This window comes from Halomonas sp. BDJS001 (assembly GCF_026104355.1).
In the GTDB taxonomy this organism is placed as follows: domain Bacteria; phylum Pseudomonadota; class Gammaproteobacteria; order Pseudomonadales; family Halomonadaceae; genus Vreelandella.
On the sequence record NZ_CP110535.1, the window covers coordinates 4426956 to 4451945 of the forward strand.

Annotated in this window: 20 protein-coding genes and 1 pseudogene; 11 read left to right on the top strand and 10 right to left on the bottom strand. The window is 57.6% G+C overall.

What is annotated here, in order from left to right; translation table 11 throughout:
- Positions 1–14: 14 nt before the first annotated feature.
- The gene (locus tag OM794_RS20535; protein WP_226246610.1) at positions 15–1733 is read right to left on the bottom strand and encodes an NAD(P)H-dependent oxidoreductase subunit E; all 1719 of its coding nucleotides are present in this window, start codon (positions 1731–1733) and stop codon (positions 15–17) included.
- A gap of 155 nt (positions 1734–1888) precedes the next feature.
- Complete coding sequence (gene fdhA, locus OM794_RS20540; protein ID WP_088699578.1) at positions 1889–3079, bottom strand: formaldehyde dehydrogenase, glutathione-independent; 1191 nt, start codon at positions 3077–3079, stop codon at positions 1889–1891.
- A gap of 244 nt (positions 3080–3323) precedes the next feature.
- On the opposite strand from fdhA, the gene OM794_RS20545 reads away from it, so the two are divergent.
- Both OM794_RS20545 and OM794_RS20550 read left to right on the top strand, forming a co-directional pair.
- Positions 3324–4904, top strand: coding sequence for a BCCT family transporter (locus tag OM794_RS20545; RefSeq protein ID WP_226246609.1), 1581 nt, complete (start codon positions 3324–3326; stop codon positions 4902–4904).
- Positions 4905–4975: 71 nt separating this feature from the next.
- Positions 4976–5863 (top strand): DMT family transporter, encoded by an 888-nt coding sequence (locus tag OM794_RS20550; RefSeq protein WP_226246608.1) that lies wholly within the window; start codon positions 4976–4978, stop codon positions 5861–5863.
- A gap of 81 nt (positions 5864–5944) precedes the next feature.
- On the opposite strand, the gene OM794_RS20555 is transcribed toward OM794_RS20550, so the two are convergent.
- The 7 genes and pseudogenes from OM794_RS20555 to OM794_RS20585 all read right to left on the bottom strand — a co-directional run bounded on the left by OM794_RS20555 (position 5945) and on the right by OM794_RS20585 (position 15369).
- Positions 5945–6763: an electron transfer flavoprotein subunit beta gene (locus OM794_RS20555; protein WP_226246607.1), complete on the bottom strand. Its 819-nt coding sequence runs from the start codon at positions 6761–6763 to the stop codon at positions 5945–5947.
- Positions 6753–8033 carry an electron transfer flavoprotein subunit alpha/FixB family protein gene (locus OM794_RS20560; RefSeq protein WP_265154007.1) on the bottom strand — a complete coding sequence of 427 codons (1281 nt, stop codon included), beginning with the start codon at positions 8031–8033 and terminating at the stop codon, positions 6753–6755. Before OM794_RS20560 ends, OM794_RS20555 begins: the two co-directional genes overlap by 11 nt.
- A pseudogene (locus OM794_RS20565) lies at positions 8030–10032 on the bottom strand ((Fe-S)-binding protein). The gene OM794_RS20560 and the pseudogene OM794_RS20565 overlap by 4 nt, the downstream one beginning before the upstream one ends.
- Positions 10033–10180: 148 nt before the next feature.
- The gene (gene dgcA / locus OM794_RS20570; protein ID WP_226246605.1) at positions 10181–12265 is read right to left on the bottom strand and encodes a dimethylglycine demethylation protein DgcA; all 2085 of its coding nucleotides are present in this window, start codon (positions 12263–12265) and stop codon (positions 10181–10183) included.
- A 23-nt stretch (positions 12266–12288) separates the two neighbouring features.
- The gene (locus OM794_RS20575; protein WP_226246604.1) at positions 12289–12834 is read right to left on the bottom strand and encodes a DUF5943 domain-containing protein; all 546 of its coding nucleotides are present in this window, start codon (positions 12832–12834) and stop codon (positions 12289–12291) included.
- Between the two features lie 179 nt (positions 12835–13013).
- Positions 13014–13991 (bottom strand): dipeptidase, encoded by a 978-nt coding sequence (locus tag OM794_RS20580; protein ID WP_226246603.1) that lies wholly within the window; start codon positions 13989–13991, stop codon positions 13014–13016.
- Between the two features lie 232 nt (positions 13992–14223).
- Positions 14224–15369, bottom strand: a complete 1146-nt coding sequence (locus OM794_RS20585; RefSeq protein WP_226246602.1) for a GlxA family transcriptional regulator — start codon at positions 15367–15369, stop codon at positions 14224–14226.
- Between the two features lie 582 nt (positions 15370–15951).
- Between OM794_RS20585 and OM794_RS20590 the strand changes: the two genes are divergently transcribed.
- The 6 genes from OM794_RS20590 to paaX all read left to right on the top strand — a co-directional run bounded on the left by OM794_RS20590 (position 15952) and on the right by paaX (position 20959).
- Positions 15952–16254, top strand: a complete 303-nt coding sequence (locus OM794_RS20590) for a LysE family translocator (RefSeq protein ID WP_226246601.1) — start codon at positions 15952–15954, stop codon at positions 16252–16254.
- A gap of 22 nt (positions 16255–16276) precedes the next feature.
- Positions 16277–16840 (top strand): flavin reductase family protein, encoded by a 564-nt coding sequence (locus OM794_RS20595; RefSeq protein ID WP_226246600.1) that lies wholly within the window; start codon positions 16277–16279, stop codon positions 16838–16840.
- Positions 16841–16983: 143 nt separating this feature from the next.
- Positions 16984–17460, top strand: coding sequence for an NYN domain-containing protein (locus OM794_RS20600; protein WP_226246599.1), 477 nt, complete (start codon positions 16984–16986; stop codon positions 17458–17460).
- 238 nt (positions 17461–17698) lie between these two features.
- Positions 17699–19051, top strand: coding sequence for an NADP-specific glutamate dehydrogenase (gene gdhA / locus OM794_RS20605; protein WP_226246598.1), 1353 nt, complete (start codon positions 17699–17701; stop codon positions 19049–19051).
- Between the two features lie 111 nt (positions 19052–19162).
- Entirely contained in the window at positions 19163–19576 is a 414-nt protein-coding gene (rnk, locus tag OM794_RS20610) for a nucleoside diphosphate kinase regulator (RefSeq protein ID WP_022521456.1), read from the top strand.
- Between the two features lie 456 nt (positions 19577–20032).
- A complete protein-coding gene (gene paaX, locus OM794_RS20615; RefSeq protein ID WP_088699521.1) occupies positions 20033–20959 on the top strand; it encodes a phenylacetic acid degradation operon negative regulatory protein PaaX in 927 nt (308 codons plus the stop codon).
- A gap of 49 nt (positions 20960–21008) precedes the next feature.
- Here the strand turns inward: paaX and paaY are convergent, their stop codons facing one another.
- The gene (paaY, locus tag OM794_RS20620) at positions 21009–21623 is read right to left on the bottom strand and encodes a phenylacetic acid degradation protein PaaY (protein WP_226246597.1); all 615 of its coding nucleotides are present in this window, start codon (positions 21621–21623) and stop codon (positions 21009–21011) included.
- Positions 21624–22212: 589 nt separating this feature from the next.
- On the opposite strand from paaY, the gene paaG reads away from it, so the two are divergent.
- From paaG to paaK, 3 genes are all read left to right on the top strand, one after another.
- On the top strand, positions 22213–23004 hold the full coding sequence (gene paaG, locus OM794_RS20625) for a 2-(1,2-epoxy-1,2-dihydrophenyl)acetyl-CoA isomerase PaaG (protein WP_226246596.1): 792 nt from the start codon (positions 22213–22215) through the stop codon (positions 23002–23004).
- 111 nt (positions 23005–23115) lie between these two features.
- The gene (paaI, locus tag OM794_RS20630) at positions 23116–23583 is read left to right on the top strand and encodes a hydroxyphenylacetyl-CoA thioesterase PaaI (protein ID WP_226246595.1); all 468 of its coding nucleotides are present in this window, start codon (positions 23116–23118) and stop codon (positions 23581–23583) included.
- A gap of 78 nt (positions 23584–23661) precedes the next feature.
- On the top strand, positions 23662–24975 hold the full coding sequence (gene paaK, locus OM794_RS20635) for a phenylacetate--CoA ligase PaaK (RefSeq protein WP_226246594.1): 1314 nt from the start codon (positions 23662–23664) through the stop codon (positions 24973–24975).
- Positions 24976–24990 lie beyond the last annotated feature (15 nt).

The following is a 24990-nucleotide window of genomic DNA, read 5'->3' on the forward strand; positions in this document are numbered from 1 at the left end:
TCATGTTCATCCCCCTACCCCTTGACGATTACGTTCTGGGCGGCCAGCTCGCCGCGGAAATCCTTCAACAGCCCCAGCACCGGATTAGGTGCCGCTTGGCCGAGTCCGCAAATAGAGGCATCGATCATGACCTGGGAGAGCTGCGTCATCAGCCCGGCGTCCCACTCATTCCGCTCGAGCAGGGTGAGCATTTTTTCCGTGCCCACCCGGCAGGGCGTGCATTGGCCACAGGACTCATCGGCAAAAAAGGCCAATAGGTTGGTAGCCACCCCGCGCAGATCGTCCTGATCGGAGAGTACTATCACCGCTGCGGAACCGATAAAACAGCCGTGCTCCTGAAGGGTGTCGAAATCGAGGGGAATATCGGCCTTGGCAGCGGGCAGAATGCCGCCGGAGGCGCCGCCGGGCAGGTAGGCCGCCAGGCGGTGGCCGTCGGCCATGCCGTCGCAATACTCGTCAATTAATTCATGAAGGGTTATCCCTGCGGGCGCCAAATACACACCGGGCTGCTTGACCCGACCCGAGACAGAGAAACTGCGTAACCCTACGCGGCCATGGCGACCCTGGCTGGAGAAAGCCTCCGCGCCACGCTGCCAGATCATGGGTATCCAGTAGACGGTCTCGACGTTATTGACCAGCGTCGGCCGATCAAAGAGCCCCTTCTGAGCCACAAACGGCGGGCGGTGGCGGGGTTTGCCCGGTTTGCCTTCCAACGATTCGATCATCGCCGACTCTTCGCCGCAGATATAAGCCCCCGCACCACGACGCAGCACAATGTAACCCGGCGCCACCAGACCAGCAGCCTCCAGTTCGCCAATGGCCTCGCGCAGCACGCCGTGTAACGCCGGATACTCATCGCGCAGATAGATATACAGCGCCTCGGCCTCTACCGCCCAGGCGCTGACCAAGGCGCCTTCAAGGAACTGGTGGGGCGAGTTTTCCAGGTAATAGCGATCCTTGAAGGTACCGGGCTCGCCCTCGTCGGCATTGATAGCGCAGTAACGGGGGCCGGCCTCCTGGCGCACGAACATCCATTTTTTGAAGGTAGGGAAACCCGCGCCACCCAGGCCGCGCAGATTGGCCTGCTGCATCGCCTCCATCAGCGCTTCCACCGTGACCTCTCCCTCGCGGCAGGCTTGCAGTAGCGCGAAACCGCCCTCGCGGCGATAGTCGTCCAGTCGCTGCCAATCGACGGGGTCAGGATGAAAGTGTGCTTCCTCGATCACCGACGCGATACGCTCCTGAGTAGCGAACGGCACATGATAGTGCCCCACTTCCACCACCGGCGCCGTGTCGCAGCGCCCCATGCAAGGAGCGCGCAGCACTCGCACCTGCTCGATATCCACATTCGCTTCCAGCTGTGCCTTAAGCGTCTCAGCACCGGCCAACTGGCAGGTGAGGGAGTCGCAAACGCGAATGGTCACCGCGGGCGGCGGCAACTGGTCGTCGTGAATGACATCGAAGTGGGCATAAAAGGTGGCGGTTTCGTAAACGGCCGCCATGGGCAGGTTCATGTAAGCCGCCAGGGCACGCAGTTCCGCCAACAGCAGATGGCCGCGGTTATCCTGGATGGCATGCAGGTGTTCAATCAGTAGGTCGCGGCGGCGCAGCGAGGCGTCCTGGCGTTCGTCGCCCAGCAGCTCACGCAACTCCTCTAGAAGACGGGGGTCGAGTTCACGGCCGCGGGGCTTGCCGCGGAAGCGGCGTTTGGGGATCACGGTCTGGACGGTCATGGGGTACTCATTATTATCTTGATCGGCTTTTTGCCGAATGAACAAAGACGGCACCCCGCGGGGCGCCGTCTAGGGTCGCACTAACCTACCCTCAGGCAGGGGTCAGGGCTTGTTACTCAGGCCATATTGCTCAGTACTTATTACTAAATAGGTTATTAAGCCACGCTGCCATGTGGGTCAATAACGAATTTCTTAGCCGCACCGCCATCGAAGTCGGCGTAGCCCTGGGGCGCCTGATCCAGGTTAATCATTTGGACATTCACCGCATCGGCAATATTGACCTTGCCGAACAGAATAGCCTGCATCAATGGGCGATGGTACTTCATCACTGGGCACTGCCCCGTATGGAAACTGTGGGACTTGGCCCAGCCGAGGCCAAAGCGCATGCTCAGCGAGCCCTGCTTGGCAGCATCGTCTTCCGCGCCGGGGTCTTCGGTCACATACAGGCCCGGAATACCGATCTGACCACCGGCTCGGGTCAACGACATCGCCGAGTTGAGCACCGTCGCAGGCGCTTCTTTGCCGTGATTGCAGCCACAGGCATGAGCCTCAAAGCCAACGCAGTCGACAAAGGCATCGACCTCACGCTCGCCGAGAATCACCTCGATCTTGTCAGCCATGTCACCGTCCTGGGTCAGGTCGATGGTCTCACAGCCAAAGCTGCGGGCCTGGGCCAGGCGCTCTTCGATCATATCACCAACGATCACGCAGGCCGCACCCAGCAGTTGAGCGGAAACCGCAGCGGCCAGCCCCACTGGTCCAGCACCGGCGATATAGACGGTGCTGCCGGGGCCGACACCAGCGGTCACACAGCCGTGGAAGCCGGTGGGGAAAATATCGGAGAGCAGGGTTAGATCCTTGATCTTCTCCATGGCCTGATCGGCATCCGGGAACTTCAGCAGGTTAAAGTCCGCATAGGGAACCATGACATATTCGGTCTGGCCGCCGACCCAGCCGCCCATATCCACGTAGCCATAGGCAGCGCCAGGGCGGGCTGGATTAACGTTGAGGCAGATCCCGGTGCGGCCCTCTTTACAGTTGCGGCAGCGGCCGCAGGCAATGTTGAACGGCACCGAGACCAGATCGCCCGGCTTGATGAATTCAACATCACGGCCGGCCTCAATCACCAAACCCGTGATTTCGTGGCCGAGTACCAGGCCAGGTGAGGCGGTGGTGCGGCCGCGTACCATATGCTGGTCGCTGCCACAGATATTGGTGGTGACTACTTTGAGAATCACGCCGTGCTCGCATTTGCGATTGCCGAGGGCGAGTTCAGGATAGGCGATGGACTCAACGGCGACCTCACCCGGCCCCTTGTAGACCACTCCGCGGTTGGCTGCATTCATGGCTGGCTCCTGTGGTTTATTGTTCTGTTCATGATGGTTGATGGCGCTTTCCCACCCTATCCCCTCCGCGCTTAAGGACTTACCCGAATAAGGCACTCACGTATCTATTCAAGACATCCTAGCCAAGACGAATAGATAGAGGTCGCTTTCACGACATTCCTCTTTTGAAACAGGCCCAACAATTCATAGCGTCGGCAATGGTGATGCATACCCGACGTCTAACAAGAGCCACCAAGGAAACCTGATGAATAACAACGACGACCCGGTTCTGTCGCCCGGACAGGACAATACGCAGATATTGGGGTTGGACTTCCACAACCCCGTCTTCCCCCTATCCGCCCTCGCTATCCTGCTGTTCATTATCTACGCACTGGTCTATCCAGACGCAGCTAATACGCACTTAGGGCTTGCCAAAAACTGGTCGATTGAACACTTCGACTGGCTGTTTATGATCGCTGGCAATATTTTTGTGGTGTTCTGCCTTGTACTGATCTGCTTGCCACTCGGGCGGATTCGGTTAGGCGGCAAGGATGCAAAACCGGAATATTCGCGCACCTCCTGGTTCGCCATGCTGTTTGCAGCGGGCATGGGGATCGGCTTGATGTTCTGGAGCGTTGCTGAGCCTGTAGCCTACTACACTGACTGGTATGGAACGCCCCTGAATACGCCGGCCGGGACGCCGGAGGGCGCCAGCGCCGCCATGGGAGCGACCATGTTTCACTGGGGTCTGCACCCCTGGGCCATTTATGGCGTGGTGGCGCTGTCCCTGGCGTTCTTTTCCTATAACAAAGGGTTACCGCTGACCCTTCGCTCCGCCTTTTACCCCATTCTGGGCGAGCGCACCCGTGGCTGGGCAGGCCATGTCATCGACATCCTCGCCGTGCTGGCCACCATCTTCGGCTTGGCCACCTCACTTGGCTTTGGCGCTACCCAAGCCGCTGGCGGCCTCGCTTACCTTTTCGATGTCCCTAATACCATCGGTACCCAGCTGGCAATCATCGTGGTGGTCACGGTGATTGCGCTGATCTCGGTATGGCGGGGTATCGACGGTGGCGTGAAGCTGTTCTCGAATATCAATATGGTCATCGCGGCGGCGTTGCTGCTGTTCGTGGTCGTGGCGGGGCCAACCCTGATGATTGTGACGGGAATTGGCACCACAGCGCTGGACTACGCCAGCCACCTGCTGCCACTGTCGAACTGGATTGGCCGCGAGGATGATACTTGGTACCACGGCTGGACCATCTTCTACTGGGCGTGGTGGATCTCCTGGTCGCCGTTCGTCGGCATGTTTATCGCTCGTGTATCGCGGGGGCGCACGGTTCGTGAGTTTCTCATCGCCGTACTGCTGGTACCCACGCTGGTCACACTGGTGTGGATGAGCGCCTTTGGCGGCACGGCGCTTTATCAGGCTGCCAACGGTGTGGGTGAACTGGCTAACGGCATTGGCGACGTTTCGCTTGCCATGTTCCATATGCTGGAGCAGTTGCCCCTAACCAGTATCACCTCGACGCTGGCGATTATTCTGGTCTTGGTGTTCTTTATTACCTCGTCCGACTCCGGCTCGCTGGTCATCGACAACATCACCGCCGGTGGCAAGACCGATGCGCCCAAGAGTCAGCGGGTATTCTGGGCAACGCTTGAAGGCGTGATTGCCGGAGTGCTGCTGTATGGCGGCGGAAGCACCGCACTCAGCGCACTGCAGGCGGGCGCGGTGGCCACAGGGCTGCCCTTTACGTTGGTTCTCTTGCTGATGTGTTTCAGCCTCTACAAAGGGCTTCACAAAGAGTGGCAGCAGAGCAACGCGATGCCAAAAATCGCTAGTTAAACGGTTTTCTTCACGCACCGCTCGCCTACTCGGCGAGCGGTTTTCTTTTTTTGCCAGCCAGGATCAAGACAATGCAGGCAAGTTCTTACCAGCGCGGTCTAATCATGGTCATACTGGGTGTAGTGTTTCTCAGCTTTGACGGTCTGTTGATTCGCCTGGCAGCCACCGATGGCTGGATCATCGTATTCTGGCGCGGTTTATTGATGTTCTGTGTACTGGGGCTGCTGTGCAGTTCTGGCAAGCGGTTGACGACGCTGAGACACCATCCCTTTTCCTCGCTAGCCTCGGCGCTGCTGCTGGGCTTGATCTCCAGCCTGTTTGTGCTGGCGGTCATGAACGCCAACGTGGCCAATGTGGTGGTAATCCTAAGTACAGCGCCGCTGTTTGCCGCGCTGTTTTCGCGGTTTTTTATGGGCGAAAGCGTCCCACAGCGCACGCTAGTGGCCATTGCCGTCTGCATGGTGGGCATGGGTTTGGTGTTCATGGGCGAGGGGGCTATGGGGATGCTGGTAGGTAATCTTTATGCCTTGGCGGCCGCGGCGGCTATCGGCGGCAACCTGACCCTGCTGCGCCGCTATCCAGCAATTGACCCTATGACGGTGATTGCCGGTGGTGGGCTGCTCTCCGCGGCGGTTGCCCTGCCCATGGCCTCACCGCTGGATCTGGATGCCCAGCGCTATGGCGTACTGGCACTGATGGGGCTGGTGCAGATGCCCTTGGCCACGGTGCTGATCAACAGCGCCACCCGCTATCTGTCGTCAACGGAAGTGGCGCTGTTTTATTTGGTCGAAACCGCGCTGGGCACGCTATGGGTGTGGTGGTTATTAGGTGAGACACCCACGACCTCGACGCTGCTCGGTGGTGGTGTGGTCATACTGGTGCTGGTAGTGCATGCCTGGATAGGCTTGCGTCTGGAGAGACAGCGCCTTCAGCTTTATCCGGGCTTTGTTGGCAAATAGTCAATACGTCGCGTGGGCCATCGCCCAACAAAAAGCCCGCAGGGAAGCGGGCTTGAACGATGGTTAGAGGCGTGATGCGTTTCAGCGCAGCACTTCTTCCTCCTTGAGCAGCTTGTAGATCGCCTCGGCGCCCTGCTCGGGGGTCACATCGGTGAGCACCTGCCCGCCCTTGCCCTCGGACTTGGCCGCTGCCGCCTTGAAGCGATCCCTGGCCGACGCAGCTTTAACGATTTTCAGACGCTTAGGCCGTTTACGCGCTGGGGCAAGTTGCCACTGGGCCAGCTCGCTGTCGGCTTCAGGGGTCGTCGGCGTGACCGCAAAGGTGGCGCGACGCGCCGGGCCGAAGGCGCTTTGACGCGCCGCCGGCGCTGCTTCACCCACACTGATGATAGCGGGCAGACGCACCTTGAGACGGCGACGCTGGCCCCTTGGCAACGCCTGCAGCAGCGTTACCACGCCATTTTCCACCTTTTCTATCGATGCCAAGCTATTCACCAATGGCCAGCCGAGATGTTCTGCCAACGCATAGGGCAAAAGCCCAGAGCCTTCACCCCGCTCTGCCCGGGCACCGGTGATCACTAGCTGGGGCGAGGTAGCGGCTAAATGCTCCACCAGGGACAGAATGGCATCGCTGCCCGCGGGCTGTTCGAGCAAGGTCATGGATTCAAGCCCCATGCCCAGGTAGCCGCGTAGCGCCGATTCGCTGTCATCCGCCTGGGGCCCCGCATGCAGTACGCTAATCCGAGTGCCCGGCAGTTCGGCTTCCATGGCCAGCGCTAGCTCCAGGCCCCGGGCATCCTGTTCGGCGCGCCGCGCGCGTCCGGTTGTCGGGTGACGGCCGATGGAGACCAGCACTGCCACGTCGATTCCCTGCTGTTGTTGCTGTCGATCAGGCTGCATCGCGCTGACCTCCCCGCTGCTGTTCCACCATGGCCACTAACGCGGCCAGAATTTGCGTGCTGTCGCCAATCACCGCCAGGTCGGCGCGCTTGATGATATCGCACCCCGGATCGAGATTAATCGCCACCACCTTGTCGCAGCGCTGAATGCCCTGCAGGTGCTGGATAGCGCCTGAAATACCCACCGCCATATAGACTCGGGCGGTTACCCAGGTGCCGGTCGCACCCACCTGACGATCGCGGGCCATAAAGCCGTCGTCCACCGCGACACGGGACGCACCTTCGGTAGCGCCGAGGACTTTCGCGGCATGGTGGAAGGCATCCCACTCTTTAACACCGTTGCCGCCGGAGAGGATGAACTCGGCCTCGGCCAGCGCCACGCCGGCGGGATCCACCGCCACCTGCCCCAGGTCTTCAATGCGCGATAGAGTGGTGGGAAGTGACGCTGCCAGGGTCAGGTGCTCGGCCGCATGCTGGGTCTCGTCCACCGGCTCGGCGCACTCGGCCAGCGCCAGGGCAACCCGCGGCAGCGGGCGCTGAATATCCAGGCTCCCGGCGCCACCACGAGCCGTGCAGCGCCAACCCAGCGGCGCCTCATTGTCAGTCTCGATCTGCCAAACGCCCGTGGCAGCGCGTTCGCCCAAGCGCAAGGACAGACGCCTCCCCAGATCGGCACCGCCCAGGGGTGAGTCTGGCAACAGCCAGAAGCGCGGCGTCATCTCCCGTTCAACGGCGCTTAAAGCCGCCAGGCGCGCTTCTGGCGCAAACCCTGCGTAAAACTCATCATCAAGATGCACGACGCGATCGATGCCAGCTTCGCCCAGCGCCTCTTCCTTATGCTCGCCGAAGAGGATCGCCACCACGGCGCCGGGATGCTCGGCGTCGGCATCCGCCAGACGCCGGGCCAGCCCCAGCAAGTCCTTGTCATGGCCGGAGAGTCGCCCACCGGTCAGGTCAGGCACCACAGCCACCAGGAAGGCGGGCTGGTCAATGGTCACCGTGCGGCGGCTATCGTGGGCCGCCGTGGTTGCCGCGGTGGACTGCCCCCCTTGCTGGAGGCCACTGCGGTCAATCCGTTTGACCCCATTGGGGCCGATAAAACCGATGGCACGCGGATCCTTGCGCACCACGCCGTTGGGGCCCATCCACTCGCTGGTCGCTCCGCCGCCCCTGTTTACACCCAGGGCGGCCAGCACCGCGGCGTTGTCGGGGTGCAGACGATTCCGGGCGATCCACTCGCGACGCGGATCGCGACGTATAATCTCGCTCATACGGTCACCTCTTCAGCCGTCGTCGTTGCAGCAGGTCGGCGGGGCTCATCAGACGCATCACCTGCGGGACGCTCTACCAGGGCATCGGCCACCAGCTCGGCGATATCGCGCACTTCGGCGCTGGCATCCACCACGCCTTCCAGCATGGCGGTACACTGCGGGCAGCCCACCGCCACCAGCTCGGCGCCGCTCTCCTTGACATCGTTCATGCGCATATCGGGAATCCGTCGTTCACCGGGAATATCGGTAATCGGTGCCCCACCACCGCCGCCGCAGCAGCGCGAGCGGTAGCCGGAGCGCTCCATCTCCTTGACCTCGATACCTAGCGCCTTAAGTACGTTGCGCGGTGCCTCGTATTCACCGTTATAGCGCCCCAGGTAACACGGGTCGTGATAGGTGACGCTGCCGCCTTTCCAAGGTGCGAACGCCAGTCGACCGGCTTCATACAGCTCGGCAATGAAGGTGCTGTGGTGACGAACCTGGTAGTCGCCACCCAGCTCACCGTACTCGCTGCCCAACACATGAAAACTGTGAGGGTCGCAGGTGACGATCTGCAGGAAGCGATACTTGGCCAGAGTGGCAATATTGCGCTTCGCCAGAGACTGGAACGTCGCTTCATCGCCCAGACGCCGCGCCACATCGCCGCTATCGCGCTCTTCAGTACCCAACACTGCGAAATCGACTTCAGCGGCGCGCAGCACTTTGACCAGCGCGCGCAAGGTACGCTGGTTGCGCATATCAAAGGCGCCATCCCCCAGCCACAGCAGCACATCGACCTGCTTAAGATCTGCCATGAGCGGTAGGTTAAGATCCGCCGCCCAGTTGAGCCGCGAGCCAGGGTCGAAACCGCCGGGATTGTCGGTGGCGATCAAATTATCGAGCACTTCGGCGCCTTTGTTGGGCGTTTTGCCACGCTCCAGGGTCAGGTGGCGGCGCATATCGACAATCGCATCCACATGCTCGATCATCATCGGGCACTCTTCCACGCAGGCGCGGCAGGTCGTACACGACCAGAGTGTATCGGCGTCGACCAAAGCCTTTCCCTGTAGCGCCACAATGGGCCCATGGGGCGAGCCAGCGTGTTCACCTACCGGCTTGCCGGGGTAGGGAGAGCCAGCATAGGCGGCATCACTGCCCCCGGCCATGCCCACCACCATGTCCTGGATCAGCTTCTTGGGATTGAGCGGCTGACCGGCGGCAAATGCCGGGCACACAGCCTCGCAACGACCACACTGCACGCAGGCATCGAAGCCCAGCAACTGATTCCAGGTAAAGTCGGCTGGCTTTTCCACGCCCAGAGGCGCCGCTTCATCCTCAAGGTTGAGTGCCTTGAGACCCGTTGATCGGCCAGCGCCCCCTTTCTTGGTGGAAAAGCGTTCGGCGCGACGATGAAAGGCCAGGTGCAAGGCACCGGCGAAGGCGTGCTTCATGGGCCCGCCCCAGGTCATGCCGAAAAACATTTCCCCCAGGCCCCAGGCCACAACGCCCGCCAATACCAGCGCCAGCAGCCAGCTACTGCCACCTTCAAGCAAACCCTGGGGCAGTAGGCCCACCGTGGGTAGAGTGATTAGGAAAACACCTAGCGAAAACGCCATTAGACTCTTGGGCAGGCGCATCCAGGGCCCCTTGGAGAGCCGAGCGGGCGGATTAATACGTCGGCGTGCCACGAAGAGGCTGCCGATGAACATCGAGGCGCTCGCCAGTAGCAGTAATCCGCCCAGCACGGGGTTGGCGATCCCCAGACCGTGCACTAGGATCATCAGCACGGCGGCGGCCACGAAGCCACCGGCGGTGGCCACGTGGGTGTTGGAGATCATCTTGTCACGTCCCACCACATGGTGCAGATCCACCAAATAGCGGCGCGGCATGGCCGCCAACCCCTGCAGCAAGTTAACTCGCGAGGGCGCCCCTGACGCCACAGGCGCATACGCCGCACGGCGCCGATTACTGCCAGGGCCAGGGCAGTAAAAATCAGTATCGGCAAGAGCGTTTCGAGCATGGTACTCACCTCATCTTTCGCGACGGGGCTGCTCCGGCGGCAGACCTCTACGAGGGCGCTATGAACCCATCCCTGGGCGCTACTTTTGACGTCCCTGTCAAAAGACCCTCGCTACGGTCTACCCCCGGCGCCCCGGCTCTCGCTCAGGTCAAAAGTCCTTGCAGATTCGCAAAGCATCGTAGATGGCCGCATGGGTGTTACGCGGTGCCGTGCAGTCGCCCAGGCGGAACAGCAGGAAGCCATCCCCTTCTTTTCCGTTCTCATCAACCAGGCTCGGCTGAGGCTGGATAGCGTAGAGCGCCTCCAGATCCACCTGCCCTTTGTTGCGGGACTGCTCTTTAAGGGCGTAGTAGAGCGCCTCATCGGGCCGCACGCCGTTCTCCACCACCACCTGATCCACCACGCGCTCTTCCAAAGCCCCGGTGTACTCGTTTTCGAGCACCGCCACCAGGCCATCGCCCTCGCGGTAAACCTTATGCAGCATCAAGTCGGAGGACATGATCACCTCCTTCTCGTAGAGGCTGCGATAGTAGGTGGGGAAGGTGGTGCCGCCCACCGCTGCACCGGGCTTGATATCGTCGGTGACGATCTCCACTTTGGCGCCCTTATCCGCGAGAAAATCCGCTGCCGAGACGCCGGAGAATTCGCAGATGGCGTCATAAATCAGCACGTTCTTACCTGGAGCCACTTTGCCTGAGAGAATATCCCAGGTGCTGACCACCAGGCTCTCCTCGGCATTCTCCGAGTAGCCCCACTCTGGGTGCTGGCTAAGGAAGGGCTGGCCACCGGTAGCTAGCACCACGATATCCGGGCGCAGATCGAGCAGCGTTGCTTCATCGGCGCGGGTGCCCAGACGCAGATCGACTTTCAGCCGCGCCAGCTCCAGCTGGTACCAGCGGGTGATACCAGCGATTTGGTCGCGCTGTGGGGCCTGGGCGGCAATGGTGATCTGCCCTCCCAAAGCGTCAGCAGCCTCAAACAGAGTGACATCGTGACCGCGCTCCGCAGCGACCCGCGCTGCTTCCATACCGCCAGGGCCACCGCCGACCACCACGACTTTGCGCTTGGCGCCTTCGGTCTTCTCAATGATATGCGGCAGCCCCATGTACTCACGGGACGTGGCGGCGTTTTGGATACACAGCACATCAAGGCCCTGATACTGGCGGTCGATGCAGTAGTTAGCGCCCACGCACTGTTTGATCTGGTCGATCTGGCCCATCTTGATCTTGGCGATCAGGTGCGGGTCGGCAATATGTGCCCGGGTCATGCCCACCAGGTCGACATAGCCCCCTTCGAGGATACGCTGAGCCTGGTTGGGATCCTTGATGTTCTGAGCGTGGATCACCGGCACGTTCACCACTTCCTTGATCCCCGCCGCCAGGTGTAGGAAAGGCTCCGGCGGGTAGGACATATTAGGAATGACGTTGGCCAAAGTGTTGTGGGTGTCGCAGCCAGAACCGATAACGCCGAAGAAGTCCACCATACCGGTGGCATCGTAGTAGGCGGCGATCTGCTTCATGTCATCGTGGGAGAGGCCATCCGGATGGAACTCGTCGCCGCAGATGCGCATGCCGACGCAGAAGTCGTCACCCACTTCAGCACGTACAGCTTTAAGCACTTCCATACCGAAGCGCATGCGATTTTCGAAGCTACCGCCCCACTCGTCGGTACGCTTGTTGACCCGTGGGCTCCAGAACTGATCGATCAGGTGCTGGTGCACGGCAGACAGTTCGACGCCGTCGAGGCCACCTTCCTTTGCCCGGCGCGCGGCCTGGGCGAAGTCACCAATGATGCGCCAGATTTCCTCTTCCTCAATGGTCTTACAGGTAGAGCGGTGCACCGGCTCACGGATACCGGAGGGTGAGACCAGCGTCGACCAGTCGAAACCGTCCCAGCGGGAGCGGCGCCCCATATGGGTAATCTGGATCATGATCTTGCCGCCATGCTTATGCACAGCGTCGGCCAAATTCTGAAAGTGCGGAATAATGCGATCAGTGGACAGGTTGACCGAGCTCCACCAGCCCTGCGGGCTATCGATGGACACCACCGATGAGCCGCCGCAAATACATAGGCCACAACCACCTTTGGCCTTCTCCTCGTAGTACCTGACGTAGCGCTCAGTGGTCATACCGCCGTCGGTGGCATGCACCTCAGCGTGAGCGGTGCTGACCACACGGTTGCGGATAGTCAGCTTACCGATCTCGATCGGCTCGAAAATTGCGTCGAATGCCATGTTTGTCTCTCCTCGTACCCCAGTTAGCGGGCAGCGTCGGTCAGCGGCTGGACGGCGAAGATGCCTACATCACAGCCAGGTTCGGCTGCACTCTGCATCTGCTCGGCAACGGTACGCAGTGAACTTCCGCGGGCGGCGAGTATTTGATCCATGGCACCGGCGAACCAACCGGTGAACATGTACTCCTCCTTGTTCCCGGTTTTGCCAAGCTGGTAAACAAAAGCGCTGTGCTCAAGGCGTACTTGAGCAGTGCCCGAGTCGAGATCAATCTGTTCAGTAATGAATACCCCCCAACCGCGCTGGGAAAGGCGGGTCATGTAGTGCTCAAATACCGCCTCTCCGCTAATGTCGTGTAGCTCGGCCTCTTTCTCACACCAGTGCCAGGCGCTCTTGTAACCTGCGTGATAAAGAATTTCGGCATACTTCTCAGCACCTAGCGCCTCTTCTACGGCTACGTGATTATTGATAAAGAAGTGCCGTGGCACATAGAGCATAGGCAGCGCATCGGTCGTCCAGACGCCTGTTTCGCTATCCACTTCGATGGGCAGTGCGGGGGCCAGTTTGGTCACGGTTATATTCCTCAAATCTTTGTTATGTCAGGTTATCGACGGGGCTACCCCGGGAGCATGCCTACGAGGAGGCGCTATGAATCCATCCCTGGACGCTACCGACGCCATCCCTGGCGTCGGACCTCCTCTACGGCATGCTCCCGGCGCCCCTCGCTTCGGAGGCAGCCGCCTGCGCTGAGTCAGGCGCCCCACACATCCTTAAGCACGCGCACCCAGTTCTCTCCCATGATCTTGCGCACCTGGGTCTCACTTAAGCCGCGCTTGAGGAGTGCCTCGGTGAGATTGGGGAACTCTCCCACGGTGCGGATTCCTTCGGGATTGATGATCTTGCCAAAGTCGGTCAGGCGGCGTGCGTAGCCCTTGTCGTGGGTCAGCCACTCGAAGAACTCCTGACCGTGCCCTTGGGTAAAATCGGTACCGATGCCGATAGCATCCTCACCGACGATATTCATGATGTACTCGATGGCCTCACAGTAATCATCGATGGTGGAATCGACCCCTTTCTTGAGGAACGGGGTAAACATGGTGACACCTACAAAACCGCCGTGGTCAGCAATGAACTTAAGCTCTTGATCAGATTTATTACGCGGGTGCTCTTTGAGGCCGGAGGGCAGGCAGTGGGAGTAACAGACGGGCTTTTTGGACTCGAGAATGACCTCTTCGGAGGTTTTGGCGCCGACGTGAGAGAGGTCGCACATAATGCCGACGCGGTTCATCTCGGCAACAATTTCGCGACCAAAGCCGGAGAGGCCTCCATCGCGCTCGTAACACCCAGTACCCACCAGGTTCTGGGTGTTGTAGCACATCTGCACGATGCCCACGCCCAACTGCTTGAAGATCTCTACGTAACCAATTTGGTCTTCGAAAGCATGGGCATTCTGGAAACCGAAGATGATGCCGGTCTTGCCCTCCTCTTTCGCCCGCGTGATGTCAGCGGTGGTACGAACCGGACGCACCAGGTCACTACACTCCGCCATCAACTGGTTGGACTTGACGATATTATCGACCGTGGCCTGAAACCCCTCCCACACGGAGACGGTGCAGTTAGCCGCAGTAAGACCGCCGCGACGCATGTCCTCAAGCAGCTCACGGTTCCATTTGGCGATGATCAGACCATCAATGACAATGGCGTCATTGTGCAGTTCAGAGGGGGTCATAGCTAAGCTCCAACATTGGTTAATGTAGCGAGCATAGCGCTGACGTTGGATTGGACTGCTCTTGGAAACGACGGCGGAAATTCCAAAAGCGTCATGGTGTCGTGAACACGACCACTACCCACGCACCCGCTAACCTTTGCAGAGGAGGAGTACTTTAGAGATAGCAGCTACTAAAAAACCTGCTGCCCGGAGGTGGACAGCAGGTTTGGAATAGTGGTGACGGAAGTACCTATCAGCGCAGTAGCGGCACGCTGGCAAAGGTAGGCTCACCCTGGGCATGGGCAAGCGCCTGCTGGGCACTCGAAAGAGGCTCGCTTTTGTACGGCTCGCCCCCCCACCGCTGAATTAACGATGGCGACTTAGCAGGATTACTTCCTTGACGGTCATGCACCCCCAAGCGCTCATTTCTCGGCGGCACACCAAAGTATTCACGATAACACTTGGAAAAATGGGGCGTAGAGACAAAGCCGCAAACGGACGCAATTTCGATGATAGAGAGAGGCGTTTGCTTGAGCAATTGACGGGCACGTACCAAGCGTAGCTTGAGGTAATAGCGGGACGGAGAGCAGAGCAAATAGCGCTGGAACAACCGTTCTAACTGACGCCGTGAAACATCCACATACTTTGCCAGCTCATCGAGCTCGATCGGCTCCTCAAGGTTGGACTCCATCAACGCCACAATCTCTAGTAGCTTGGGCTGAGTCGTACCCAGCACGTGTTTAAGCGGTACACGCTGCTGATCCTGCTCGTTGCGCACACGCTCGTAGATAAACATCTCGGAGATACCTGCCGAAAGCTCACGTCCATGGTCGTGGGCAATCAGGTTGAGCATCATATCGAGCGGCGCAGTGCCGCCCGAGGCGGTGAATCGATCACGATCAATAGAGAAAAGGTGCGGGGTCAGAATGACGTTGGGAAAGGCCTCCTGCATGGAGGCCAGGCACTCCCAGTGCACGCTGGTTTGATAGTGATCGAGCAGCCCCGCCTGGCCCAGCGCCCAACTGCCGGTACATACCGAGCCTAATCGCTTTAGTTGGCGCGACTGGGACTGCAGCCAGCGCACGTGCTCGCGGGTGACACTGTGATGAGGGCCTACCCCACCGCAAACGACTACCCACTCAAGCGATAGAGGGGTATGCATAGAGGCATCCGGCGTCACCTGCAGCCCATCACTGGCGCGCACGGGCAGCCCGTCTTGGGTCAGGGTGTACCAGCGATACAGCTCGCGCCCAGCCAGTTGATTAGCCATCCGCAAAGGGTCTATCGCGGAGGCCAGCGAAATCAGGGTGAAATTATCTAGCAGTAGAAAGCCAAGGGTTTGCGGTTCACCCGCCCGATCAGTCTTTGCTGCCGGGTCTTTTGCTTGATTTGATGTCATGGTCTTACCCTCCGTCACCTTTTTAAACATCACTTTTTTCTTATTAGTATAGGCGTCGCTGGCGTATTTTAGTTTCCCCCTTACTGTAGTGAATACTCGCTCGTGCAGGAGGGGCATTGCTCTGTGGTCGTATATTGGCATGAACAGGACGGAAAGCGACAACACTATCACGCGAATCTGGCGATCAGTCGCAAATGCAACGCTTGAGGTCGCATCCGAAACCTTCAACCCTAGCAAACACACCACCGGCGTATCCGCGAGCGACTCGACCACTCGATCACGAAATTAGCCGGGGTAGATAAGAGGTATCCATAGCTTGTCTCTGGCAACGTCCAATTGCAGGCGATGCCAGCGTCCAATTGCTGGTTATATCATCGTCCAATTGAGGGTTATTGAATAATCAGCGGTATCGGTTAGCCTTCAGCGGGTGTATCACACCAAGATGCTCCAGTGTCAACAGCGAAGCATTATCTCAATGTATGACACAGTCAATCAGCGGATAGAGTTGCCACGCGACGATCCAGTACTTACAACTATATGGCAAGATATAGTTAACAATTCAACAATAGGGCAGGTAACGCTATGTCGATTGAGCTCTGGCTATCGTTTGTGCTGGCTTCGTTTTTGGTGATCGCCTCCCCCGGCCCCGCGGTGGCTCTGCTGGTCATGACCGGCATCAATCAAGGTCGCAGAGCCGCGCTGGCGATGCTGCCTGGCTTTTTCTTGGGAGACCTGGTGGCGATGTCACTTTCGTTTGCTGGCGTAGGCGCCCTGCTGATGGCATCGGCGGAGCTATTCGCCATCGTTAAATGGCTAGGGGTTCTCTATCTTCTTTATCTAGGCGCGGGTGTGTTGATGACCGTAATGCGACGTCCTGCTGCCTAACTTATCTAATCGGAGGTTGTTGATGACACACCCGATGACAAAGGAAGACTCCCCCGTATCGAATATCAGACACTTTCTTGAGCCCGGCCCGATTGCGCTGGTTTCATCACAATGGCAAGCGCAAACCAACATCATGACCATGGGGTGGCACATGGTGATGGCGTTCACCCCTTCGCTTCTCAGCTGCGTTATAGATGCGGGGAACCACTCCCATTCCATGGTGCGCAACAGCGGCGAATGCGTGATCAATATTCCCCCGGCATCGCTTGTCGATACGGTGGTGGGTATCGGGAACTGCTCCGGGAGCGAGGTTGACAAGTTCAAGGCGTTTAAGCTGACCCCAGGCAAGTCAGAACAGGTTGGTGCGCCTCGGGTAGAGGAGTGCTACGCATCTTTTGAGTGCCGTTTGCACGATGACGCCATGATTGAACGCTACAACCTGTTTATCTTTGAGGTCGTTAAAGCCCACGTAGCGCCTTTGGCAGATGAGGAAGAGTCGCTGCACTACCGGGGGATGGGAGAGTTCATGCTGTCGGGGCGATCCATTGACCGTACGGAGCTATTTAAACCGTCGATGCTAGTCTGAGCGTTGTGCGCTGGAGACTTTCCATCCATCTCTTATCGCCACACGACCCTGGAAGCTAGCCAGTCAACCGAACTCGCTTCGAGAGTGTTAGACTGGGTTAGCTAACCCGGTTTCTTCTAATATGTTCCTGAAAAGGCGAATTGATGACCACCGTTGCCATATTTGTTGATATTCAAAACGTCTATTACACCGTGCGTGAAGCCTATGGCCGAAACTTTGATTACAACAAATTCTGGATACGAGTAACCGCTAACAGAGAGGTTATTAAAGCTGTTTGCTATGCCATCGATAGGGGTGACCAAAAGCAGCGAGAGTTTCAAAATATACTCAGGGCGATTGGTTTTGATGTGAAATTAAAGCCTTTTATTCAGCGGTCAGACGGTTCCGCAAAAGGCGATTGGGATGTGGGCATCGCGCTCGATGCCATGGAGTATGCGGAACAGGCAGATGTTATCGTGCTGGTATCCGGCGATGGTGATTTTGACCTGCTCGTCCAAAAAATCCGTGCTAAGCATGGCAAAAAAGTCGAAGTTTATGGAGTACCTCAACTGACTGCAGCGTCGCTCATCAATGCAGCCAATGAGTTTATAGGGATCGATAAAGCGCTTCTGCTAAGTTAGCTATAGTTCATACAATCAATACGTCTGTTAATTGCCCCCTAATCGTTTATACATCGTTTATCAGTTTTCTAAAAATAAGCTGAGCGAATGTTTCTAGCGCCTACTTTAGTCTAAATTCCCCACTCTATTTGCTCATACCGAACCGGCATAGGCTATGCACAGAAGCAAGCTGCCAGTTAAATATTCTAACGCTCTGGCCAGCCACTACTCTGTTGAATAACGATGACGACATGCCCCGATGCCCTACGTTCACGATACGCTAATGCGACTTAATAAAAGCAGCCCTGCACAGTCAGAATTTTATCAAGCTACCGAAGAAGTGCTCGAATGCCTGCGCCCGCTACTCGAGCAGAGTGATTACTATCATCAGCACAGCATTATTGAACGAATAGTCGAGCCCGAACGGCAAATCATGTTCCGGATAAGCTGGGTAGATGATGCTGGGAAAGTGCGGGTCAACAAAGGCTATCGCGTTCAGTTCAACTCTGCCCTTGGCCCTTACAAGGGTGGCTTACGATTCCACCCCAGCGTTACCTCGGGCACCATCAAGTTTCTCGGCTTTGAGCAAATTTTCAAAAATGCGTTAACCGGTTTGCCGATCGGCGGCGGGAAAGGTGGCGCCGATTTTGACCCCAAAGGAAAATCAGATAACGAGATCATGCGCTTTTGCCAGGCGTTTATGAGCGAGCTCTACCGTCATATTGGCCCCCACTGTGATGTGCCTGCAGGCGATATAGGCGTCGGTACACGTGAAATTGGCTATCTCTTTGGTCAGTACAAGCGACTCACTGGCCACTATGAGGGCGTGCTAACAGGTAAGGGGCTTAATTGGGGAGGCTCGCTAGGCCGTAAAGAGGCCACCGGCTACGGTGCAGTGTACTTTGCACAAAATATGCTCGCTGCCCGGGGAGAAGAGCTGCGCGACAAGACCTGCCTCGTTTCCGGTGCTGGCAATGTTGCCATCTATACCATTGAGAAATTATACGAACTGGGGGCTAGACCTGTCACCTGCAGCGATTCACGTGGCACCATTCACGATGAAAACGGTATTGATTTAGGCTTACTCAAACAGCTCAAAGAAGTGCAGCGCACCTCGTTAGAGGCCTACTTACATGAGCACCCTGAAGCGCACTACATTTCTGCACGTGACTACCCCCAGGGCGGGAATGCCGTATGGCGTATTCAAGCCGATGTTGCGTTCCCCTGCGCGACGCAGAATGAACTGACTGCAAGCGATGCGGAAAGCCTACTCGCGAATGGCATAGGATGTATTAGTGAAGGGGCCAACATGCCCTCTACCAAAGAGGCCGTCGACCTGTTTCTAGACGCAAAGATTGCCTATGGCCCAGGCAAGGCCGCCAATGCAGGAGGCGTCGCTACCAGCCAGCTAGAGATGGCACAAAATAGCAGCATGGAGCAGTGGCCGCTGGAGAAAGTCGACCAGAAATTAAAACAGATTATGGCCAATATTCACCGCCAGTGCGCCGACACCGCCGAGGAGTTTGGTGATAAAACCAATTTGGTACTGGGCGCCAATATTGCAGGCTTCAGAAAGGTGGCTGACGCCATGATTGAGCAAGGAGTGACCTGATCGTCTTTATTTTATAAATCGCTTATACTCTAAAAGCACGCAGTCCTTCCTTTATTGGGGAAGGGCTGTTTTTTATTGGTTTAAACTTATTGCTTTCCAAGGAGAGTAATCATGGGACAACGTCCTGCTATTATTATTAACCGTCTTGATGCCGAACGCCTCCAGCGCTTGATCGACAATGCATCCGAAAAAGACATGGCTGTGGCTCAGCTACTTGAGGAAGAGTTAGCACGAGGTGAAGTCTGTGATCCAGAGGATATTCCGGATGACGTGGTCAGCATGAATAGCCAGGTTCGCTTCACCGACCTTACCCGCGGGCTTAAAATGATTCGTACCTTGGTCTATCCGCACTCCCTGGAAAGCGTAGCGGACGGCATTTCGGTTATGGCGCCTATTGGTGCTGCATTGATCGGCCTTAAAGTGGGCGACATCATCGAATGGCCGTTACCCAACAATACCGAAGCACGACTCCGCATCGATGCTATTTATTGGCAGCCCGAGCGCGAAAAGCAATTCCACCGATAAGTCGCGATAAAGAGTGAGCTGGCTCCGCTAGCTCATGATTAAGTCAGCTATTTTCTTCGCCCACTTAATCCACATAAAGAGGGTCTATTCAGGGCGCCCTCAGCTTTCACATACCCCCTTCGGAAGACTATAACTAAGCGGCTCTTTATCGCATTAAACACACCGTCCCTGCTATTAGTCATAGCCATGGTACTTTTCACAATTCTTCCAGTGATAATGTACACATTGGACGGTTACCTTAAAACCTGAATCGACAAAGCATTACAGCGCTCATAGACGCCCTTACGCCAGGAAGTGGACGCAGCGACTCCCTGTCAGGAGAGGATCGACTCCCTGTCAGGAGAGGATCGACTCCGGCCAAACGACAAAAAAACGTGATACGATAATCTTTTTTATTCGTCATATTTTCTGTCGTTTTTAGCGACAACTTCACCGCAAAGGGAATCAACGTCCACCATGTCGTCAGCTAAAGAGTGCGTCGCTACGCTTATTGATGACTTCCAAAAGCGTCGGCCAATTCGTGCCGGCTCACTGATTATTACCGTCTATGGCGACTCTATCGTTCCGCGGGGCGGTACCGTTTGGTTAGGCAGTCTATCGAAACTGGTGGAGCCCATCGGTATCAATGAGCGGCTGGTGCGTACATCGGTTTACCGGCTGACCAATGAAACCTGGCTACGGGGAGAGAAGATCGGTCGTCGCAGCTACTACCGGTTGAGTGGCCCTGGTCGGCGTCGTTTCGAGCAAGCCTTTAAGCGTGTCTATCACGGCGCCCAGCCAGCTTGGTCGGGACAGTGGACATTGGTATTGCTGACACAGCTTCCCCCAGACCGGCGCCAGCAGATTCGTGATGAGCTTGAATGGCTAGGCTTTGGTAGTTTTGCTCAGGGCGTGCTGGCGCATCCCACGCTGTCATGTGCAGAGACCATGGCGGCCTTGCAAGAACTGGATGCAGCAGACGATACGATTGTAATGCAGACGCAAACCATGGAGCCCATGACCAGCAAGCCGCTGCGTCTCCAGGTCAGAGAGAGCTGGAACCTCGACGAATTAGCCGAGCTCTACCAACGTTTTCTCGTTAAGTTTCGCCCACTCTGGAATGCCCTCAACGCAGAGAACCATTTGGGGCAGGAAGAGTGTTTCATTGCCCGCACCTTGCTTATTCACGAGTATCGCAAGGTTCAATTACGCGACCCCCTCCTGCCTGAGGAACTACTCCCCACGGCGTGGGAAGGCCGCTACGCCCATCAGCTCTGCCGCAACCTTTATCGTTTGCTCTACGAACGTGCAGAACGCTGGCTGGATCAACATCTGGAAAACGCCGAGGGCCCACTACCCGCCCCAGGCCCCAGCTTCTACCAGCGCTTCGGCGGGCTGGATTGAACGCCTAACGAGACTGCTTAATCAGTCATCACATCGGGCATAACGCACCTTATGGCTGTGGCGACTGATCCAACGTCTGCTGCTTGGGTTGAGTATCACCAGCCAGCAAGGCTGGACGATCAGCATCGAGTTCTGCCAGCGGCTCACAGGGTTCCAAGCTGTCACGGCAACGGGTTACTAAGCGCTGATACTCCTGGGTGCCCTGCTGCTTCCAGGCGAACTCCTCATCACTCAGCGGGCGCTTTACCTTTGCGGGAGCCCCCATCACCAGCGACTGGGGCTCACACTCGAAGCCCGCCTTGACGAACGCTGCCGCCGCCACGATAGAGCGTTCAGCAATCTTGGCGCCATCCATCACTACGGCGTTCATGCCAACCATGGCATCACGCCCAATCACGCAGCCATGCAGTACCGCGCCATGGCCGATATGGCCATCCTTCTCAACCTTGGTGACGCAGCCCGGAAAGCCGTGCATCACACAGGTATCCTGAAGGTTAGCCCCCTCTTCCAGCACCAGCCGCCCGAAATCACCACGCATCACCGCGCCGGGGCCTACATAACAGTTGGGGCCTACGATTACGTCGCCAATTAACACCGCAGTAGGGTGGACATAGGCGGACGGGTGTACCACCGGCGTCACCCCTTCAAGTCGATAGTAAGGCATCACACTCTCCGTTAGCTTGATTGGCCGTGTGGGACGCTGCCCCCATCGCCCGCTCTTCGAACTGTTCGACCCCTGCCCCGTCAGTTGTGTAGTCACCTAGGGTTATCGCGCCTTTGCTGCGCTGATTGCGTTATGGGGCGCTCCAGCGCTCAATCTATTTTGATACGCTATATCAACGAAGATTATATTTTACGTAACAAAACATCAAACACTTTACCTGTCACGGGCTTCTTCAGAATTGGCACACGGTTAGCTAAAAACTCGATTTACCCCGGCTATAAGTCAGATTTCTAGACGCACTTCGCTTTTTTATACCATCGTCTAACCATTACCTTATATTCGCAAAAAATCCCCACAAACCACTGTTAGCAAGGCATAAATTACCAAAAACAACAATAAGCGACACACCATAAATGAGAATACGATATTGATGTGTATCAAAATAATTCTATACTCGACAGATATTAACCCTGTACACCACAGGCCGAACGGTCACTGGCGGGCACCGACGACCGCGAAAAGGGTATGCGCGCCTTCCAATAAAAACGACCTGCCACTTTTCAAGGGCACTGACACAAGGACATTACCCATGAGCCAAGCGCTCCTGCTTTACAGCGTGGAAGACGGCGTCGCCTGTATCACCCTGAACCGCCCCGAAAGCTTGAACAGCTTCAATACCGAAATGCATGCCGAGATGCGCAAGGTGCTAAAAGCCGTGCGCCAGGACTCAAGCGTTCGCGCTTTGTTACTGACGGGCAACGGCCGAGGCTTCTGCGCCGGTCAGGATCTTTCCGACCGTAGCGTCGCGCCCGGCGAGCAGGCCCCCGACCTCGGCGAGTCGCTGGAGAAACGCTACAACCCCATGCTGCGTGCCTTCAAGGACATGCCATTCCCCACCATTTGTGCGGTGAACGGCGTAGCAGCTGGCGCTGGGGCCAATATCGCCCTGGCCTGCGACATCGTGCTGGCGGCCCGCTCCGCAAGCTTTATTCAGGCCTTTTGTAAGATCGGCTTGATTCCGGACTCAGGCGGCACCTGGACACTGCCTAACTTAGTGGGCATGGCTCGCGCCAAGGGCTTGGCGATGCTCGGCGACAAGCTCCCCGCCGAGACCGCCGAGCAGTGGGGCATGATCTGGCGCTGCGTCGACGATGAAGCACTGCAAGAAGAAGCCATGAGTATGGCCCGCCACCTGGCCACTCAACCCACCCATGGCCTGGCACTGATTAAACGCGCCCTGCATGCCAGCAGCGATAATAGTTTCAACGAGCAGCTCGACCTGGAACGTGACCTGCAACGCCTTGCTGGGCGCAGCGAAGATTACCGCGAAGGCGTCAGCGCTTTCATGGAAAAACGCCGTCCCACCTTCAAGGGAGAGTGATATGCCAGCCCTTCCACCGCGCCCTAATGCACCTACAAAAGAGCTACGGCGAAGAGCGCTATCGCAGTTCTTACCGACTACGTCGCAAAGCTATGAGCGAGGAGAACATTCATGAATGATGCCCAACTGACGCCACAACAACTGGCAGAAGCCTGTGCCGATGCGATGTTTTCCCGCGACCATGCCAGCCAAGGGCTGGGGATGCGCATTACCCGCGTGGCGCCCGGCTTCGCCGAACTGACCATGACCGTGCGTCAGGACATGGTGCAGGGGCACGGCCACTGCCATGGCGGATTTCTATTTGCCCTCGCCGATTCCGCCTTCGCATTTGCCTGCAACAGCTACGATGAAGCCACAGTCGCTGCTGGTTGTAGTATCGACTATCTAGGCCCCGGCCAGCTGGGCGACGAGATCACCGCCACCGCCGAAGAGCGCAGCCGCCGTGGGCGTACTGGCATTTATGACATTACATTGCGCAATCAGCACGGCGACACCATCGCCTTGTTCCGCGGGCGCTCTTACAAAATTCGCGGCAGCGTACGACGCTTGGAAGACACCACTGCTGGAGAGAGCCAATGAAAGACGCGCTGATCACTGCGCGCTTATAAGCACTACTAAAACTAGCCCAATAACAACTAGCTTGATCGGAGCCCCCTGATGAATCAGCCCGTAACGCGTATCGACACTGCAACTCTCGACCCTCTGGAAACCGCCAGCGTCGACGAACTCCGCGCCACTCAACTCAAGCGCCTGCAGTGGAGCCTTAAGCACGCTTACGACAATGTGCCGTTCTACCGCCACTCCTTCGACAAGGCTGGAGTGCATCCCAACGATATCCAGACGCTGGCGGATCTCTCCAAACTGCCTTTTACCACCAAGGCTGATTTGCGCGACAACTACCCGTTCGGCATGTTGGCCACACCGATGAGCGAGATCGTTCGCATCCATGCCTCCAGCGGCACCACCGGGCAGCCTACGGTGGTGGGCTACACCCAGAGCGATATCGATGTGTGGTCTGATGTGATGGCGCGCTCGATCCGCGCCGCCGGCGGCAGCCGCAACGACAAGGTGCATGTGGCCTACGGTTATGGCCTGTTCACCGGCGGTCTGGGTGCCCATTACGGCGCCGAGCGCCTGGGTTGCGCGGTGATCCCCATGTCGGGTGGTCAGACCGAGAAACAGGTGCAGTTGATCCGTGATTTCGAGCCGGACATCATCATGGTCACTCCCTCGTATATGCTCAATATTGCGGACGAGATGGAGCGCCAGGGCATCGACCCCCACACACTGCCGCTGCGTACCGGCATTTTCGGTGCAGAACCCTGGACCGACAGCATGCGTACTGCTCTTGAGAAGCGCCTGGGTATCGACGCATTGGATATCTATGGCCTGTCGGAAGTGATGGGGCCCGGCGTGGCCATGGAGTGCCTGGAAACCAAAGATGGCCCGACCATCTGGGAAGATCATTTCTACCCCGAGATCATCGACCCGGTCAGCGGTGACGCCCTGCCAGACGGTGAATACGGCGAACTGGTATTCACCACCTTGACCAAAGAAGGCCTGCCGGTGATTCGTTACCGCACCCGTGACCTGACCCGCCTGCTGCCGGGCACCGCGCGCCCCATGCGGCGCATCGACAAGATCACTGGCCGCAGCGACGACATGCTGATCATTCGCGGGGTAAATATGTTCCCCACCCAGATCGAAGAGCAACTGCTCAAGATCGCGTCGCTTTCTCCCCACTACGAGATCGAAGTCAGCCGTCAAGGCAATATGGACATGGTGCTTGTTCGTGTCGAGGCGAATCATCATGACATCGCCCGCGACCCCGTGGCTTGTGAGGAAGCCGCCAAACAGCTCCAGCATGCCATTAAGACGCACATTGGTATCAGCACCCAGGTCGAGGTATGCCCGGTAGAAAGCGTTATGCGTTCGATGGGTAAGGCCAGACGCGTCAAGGATCTGCGCTGATTCAATCCCCTGACG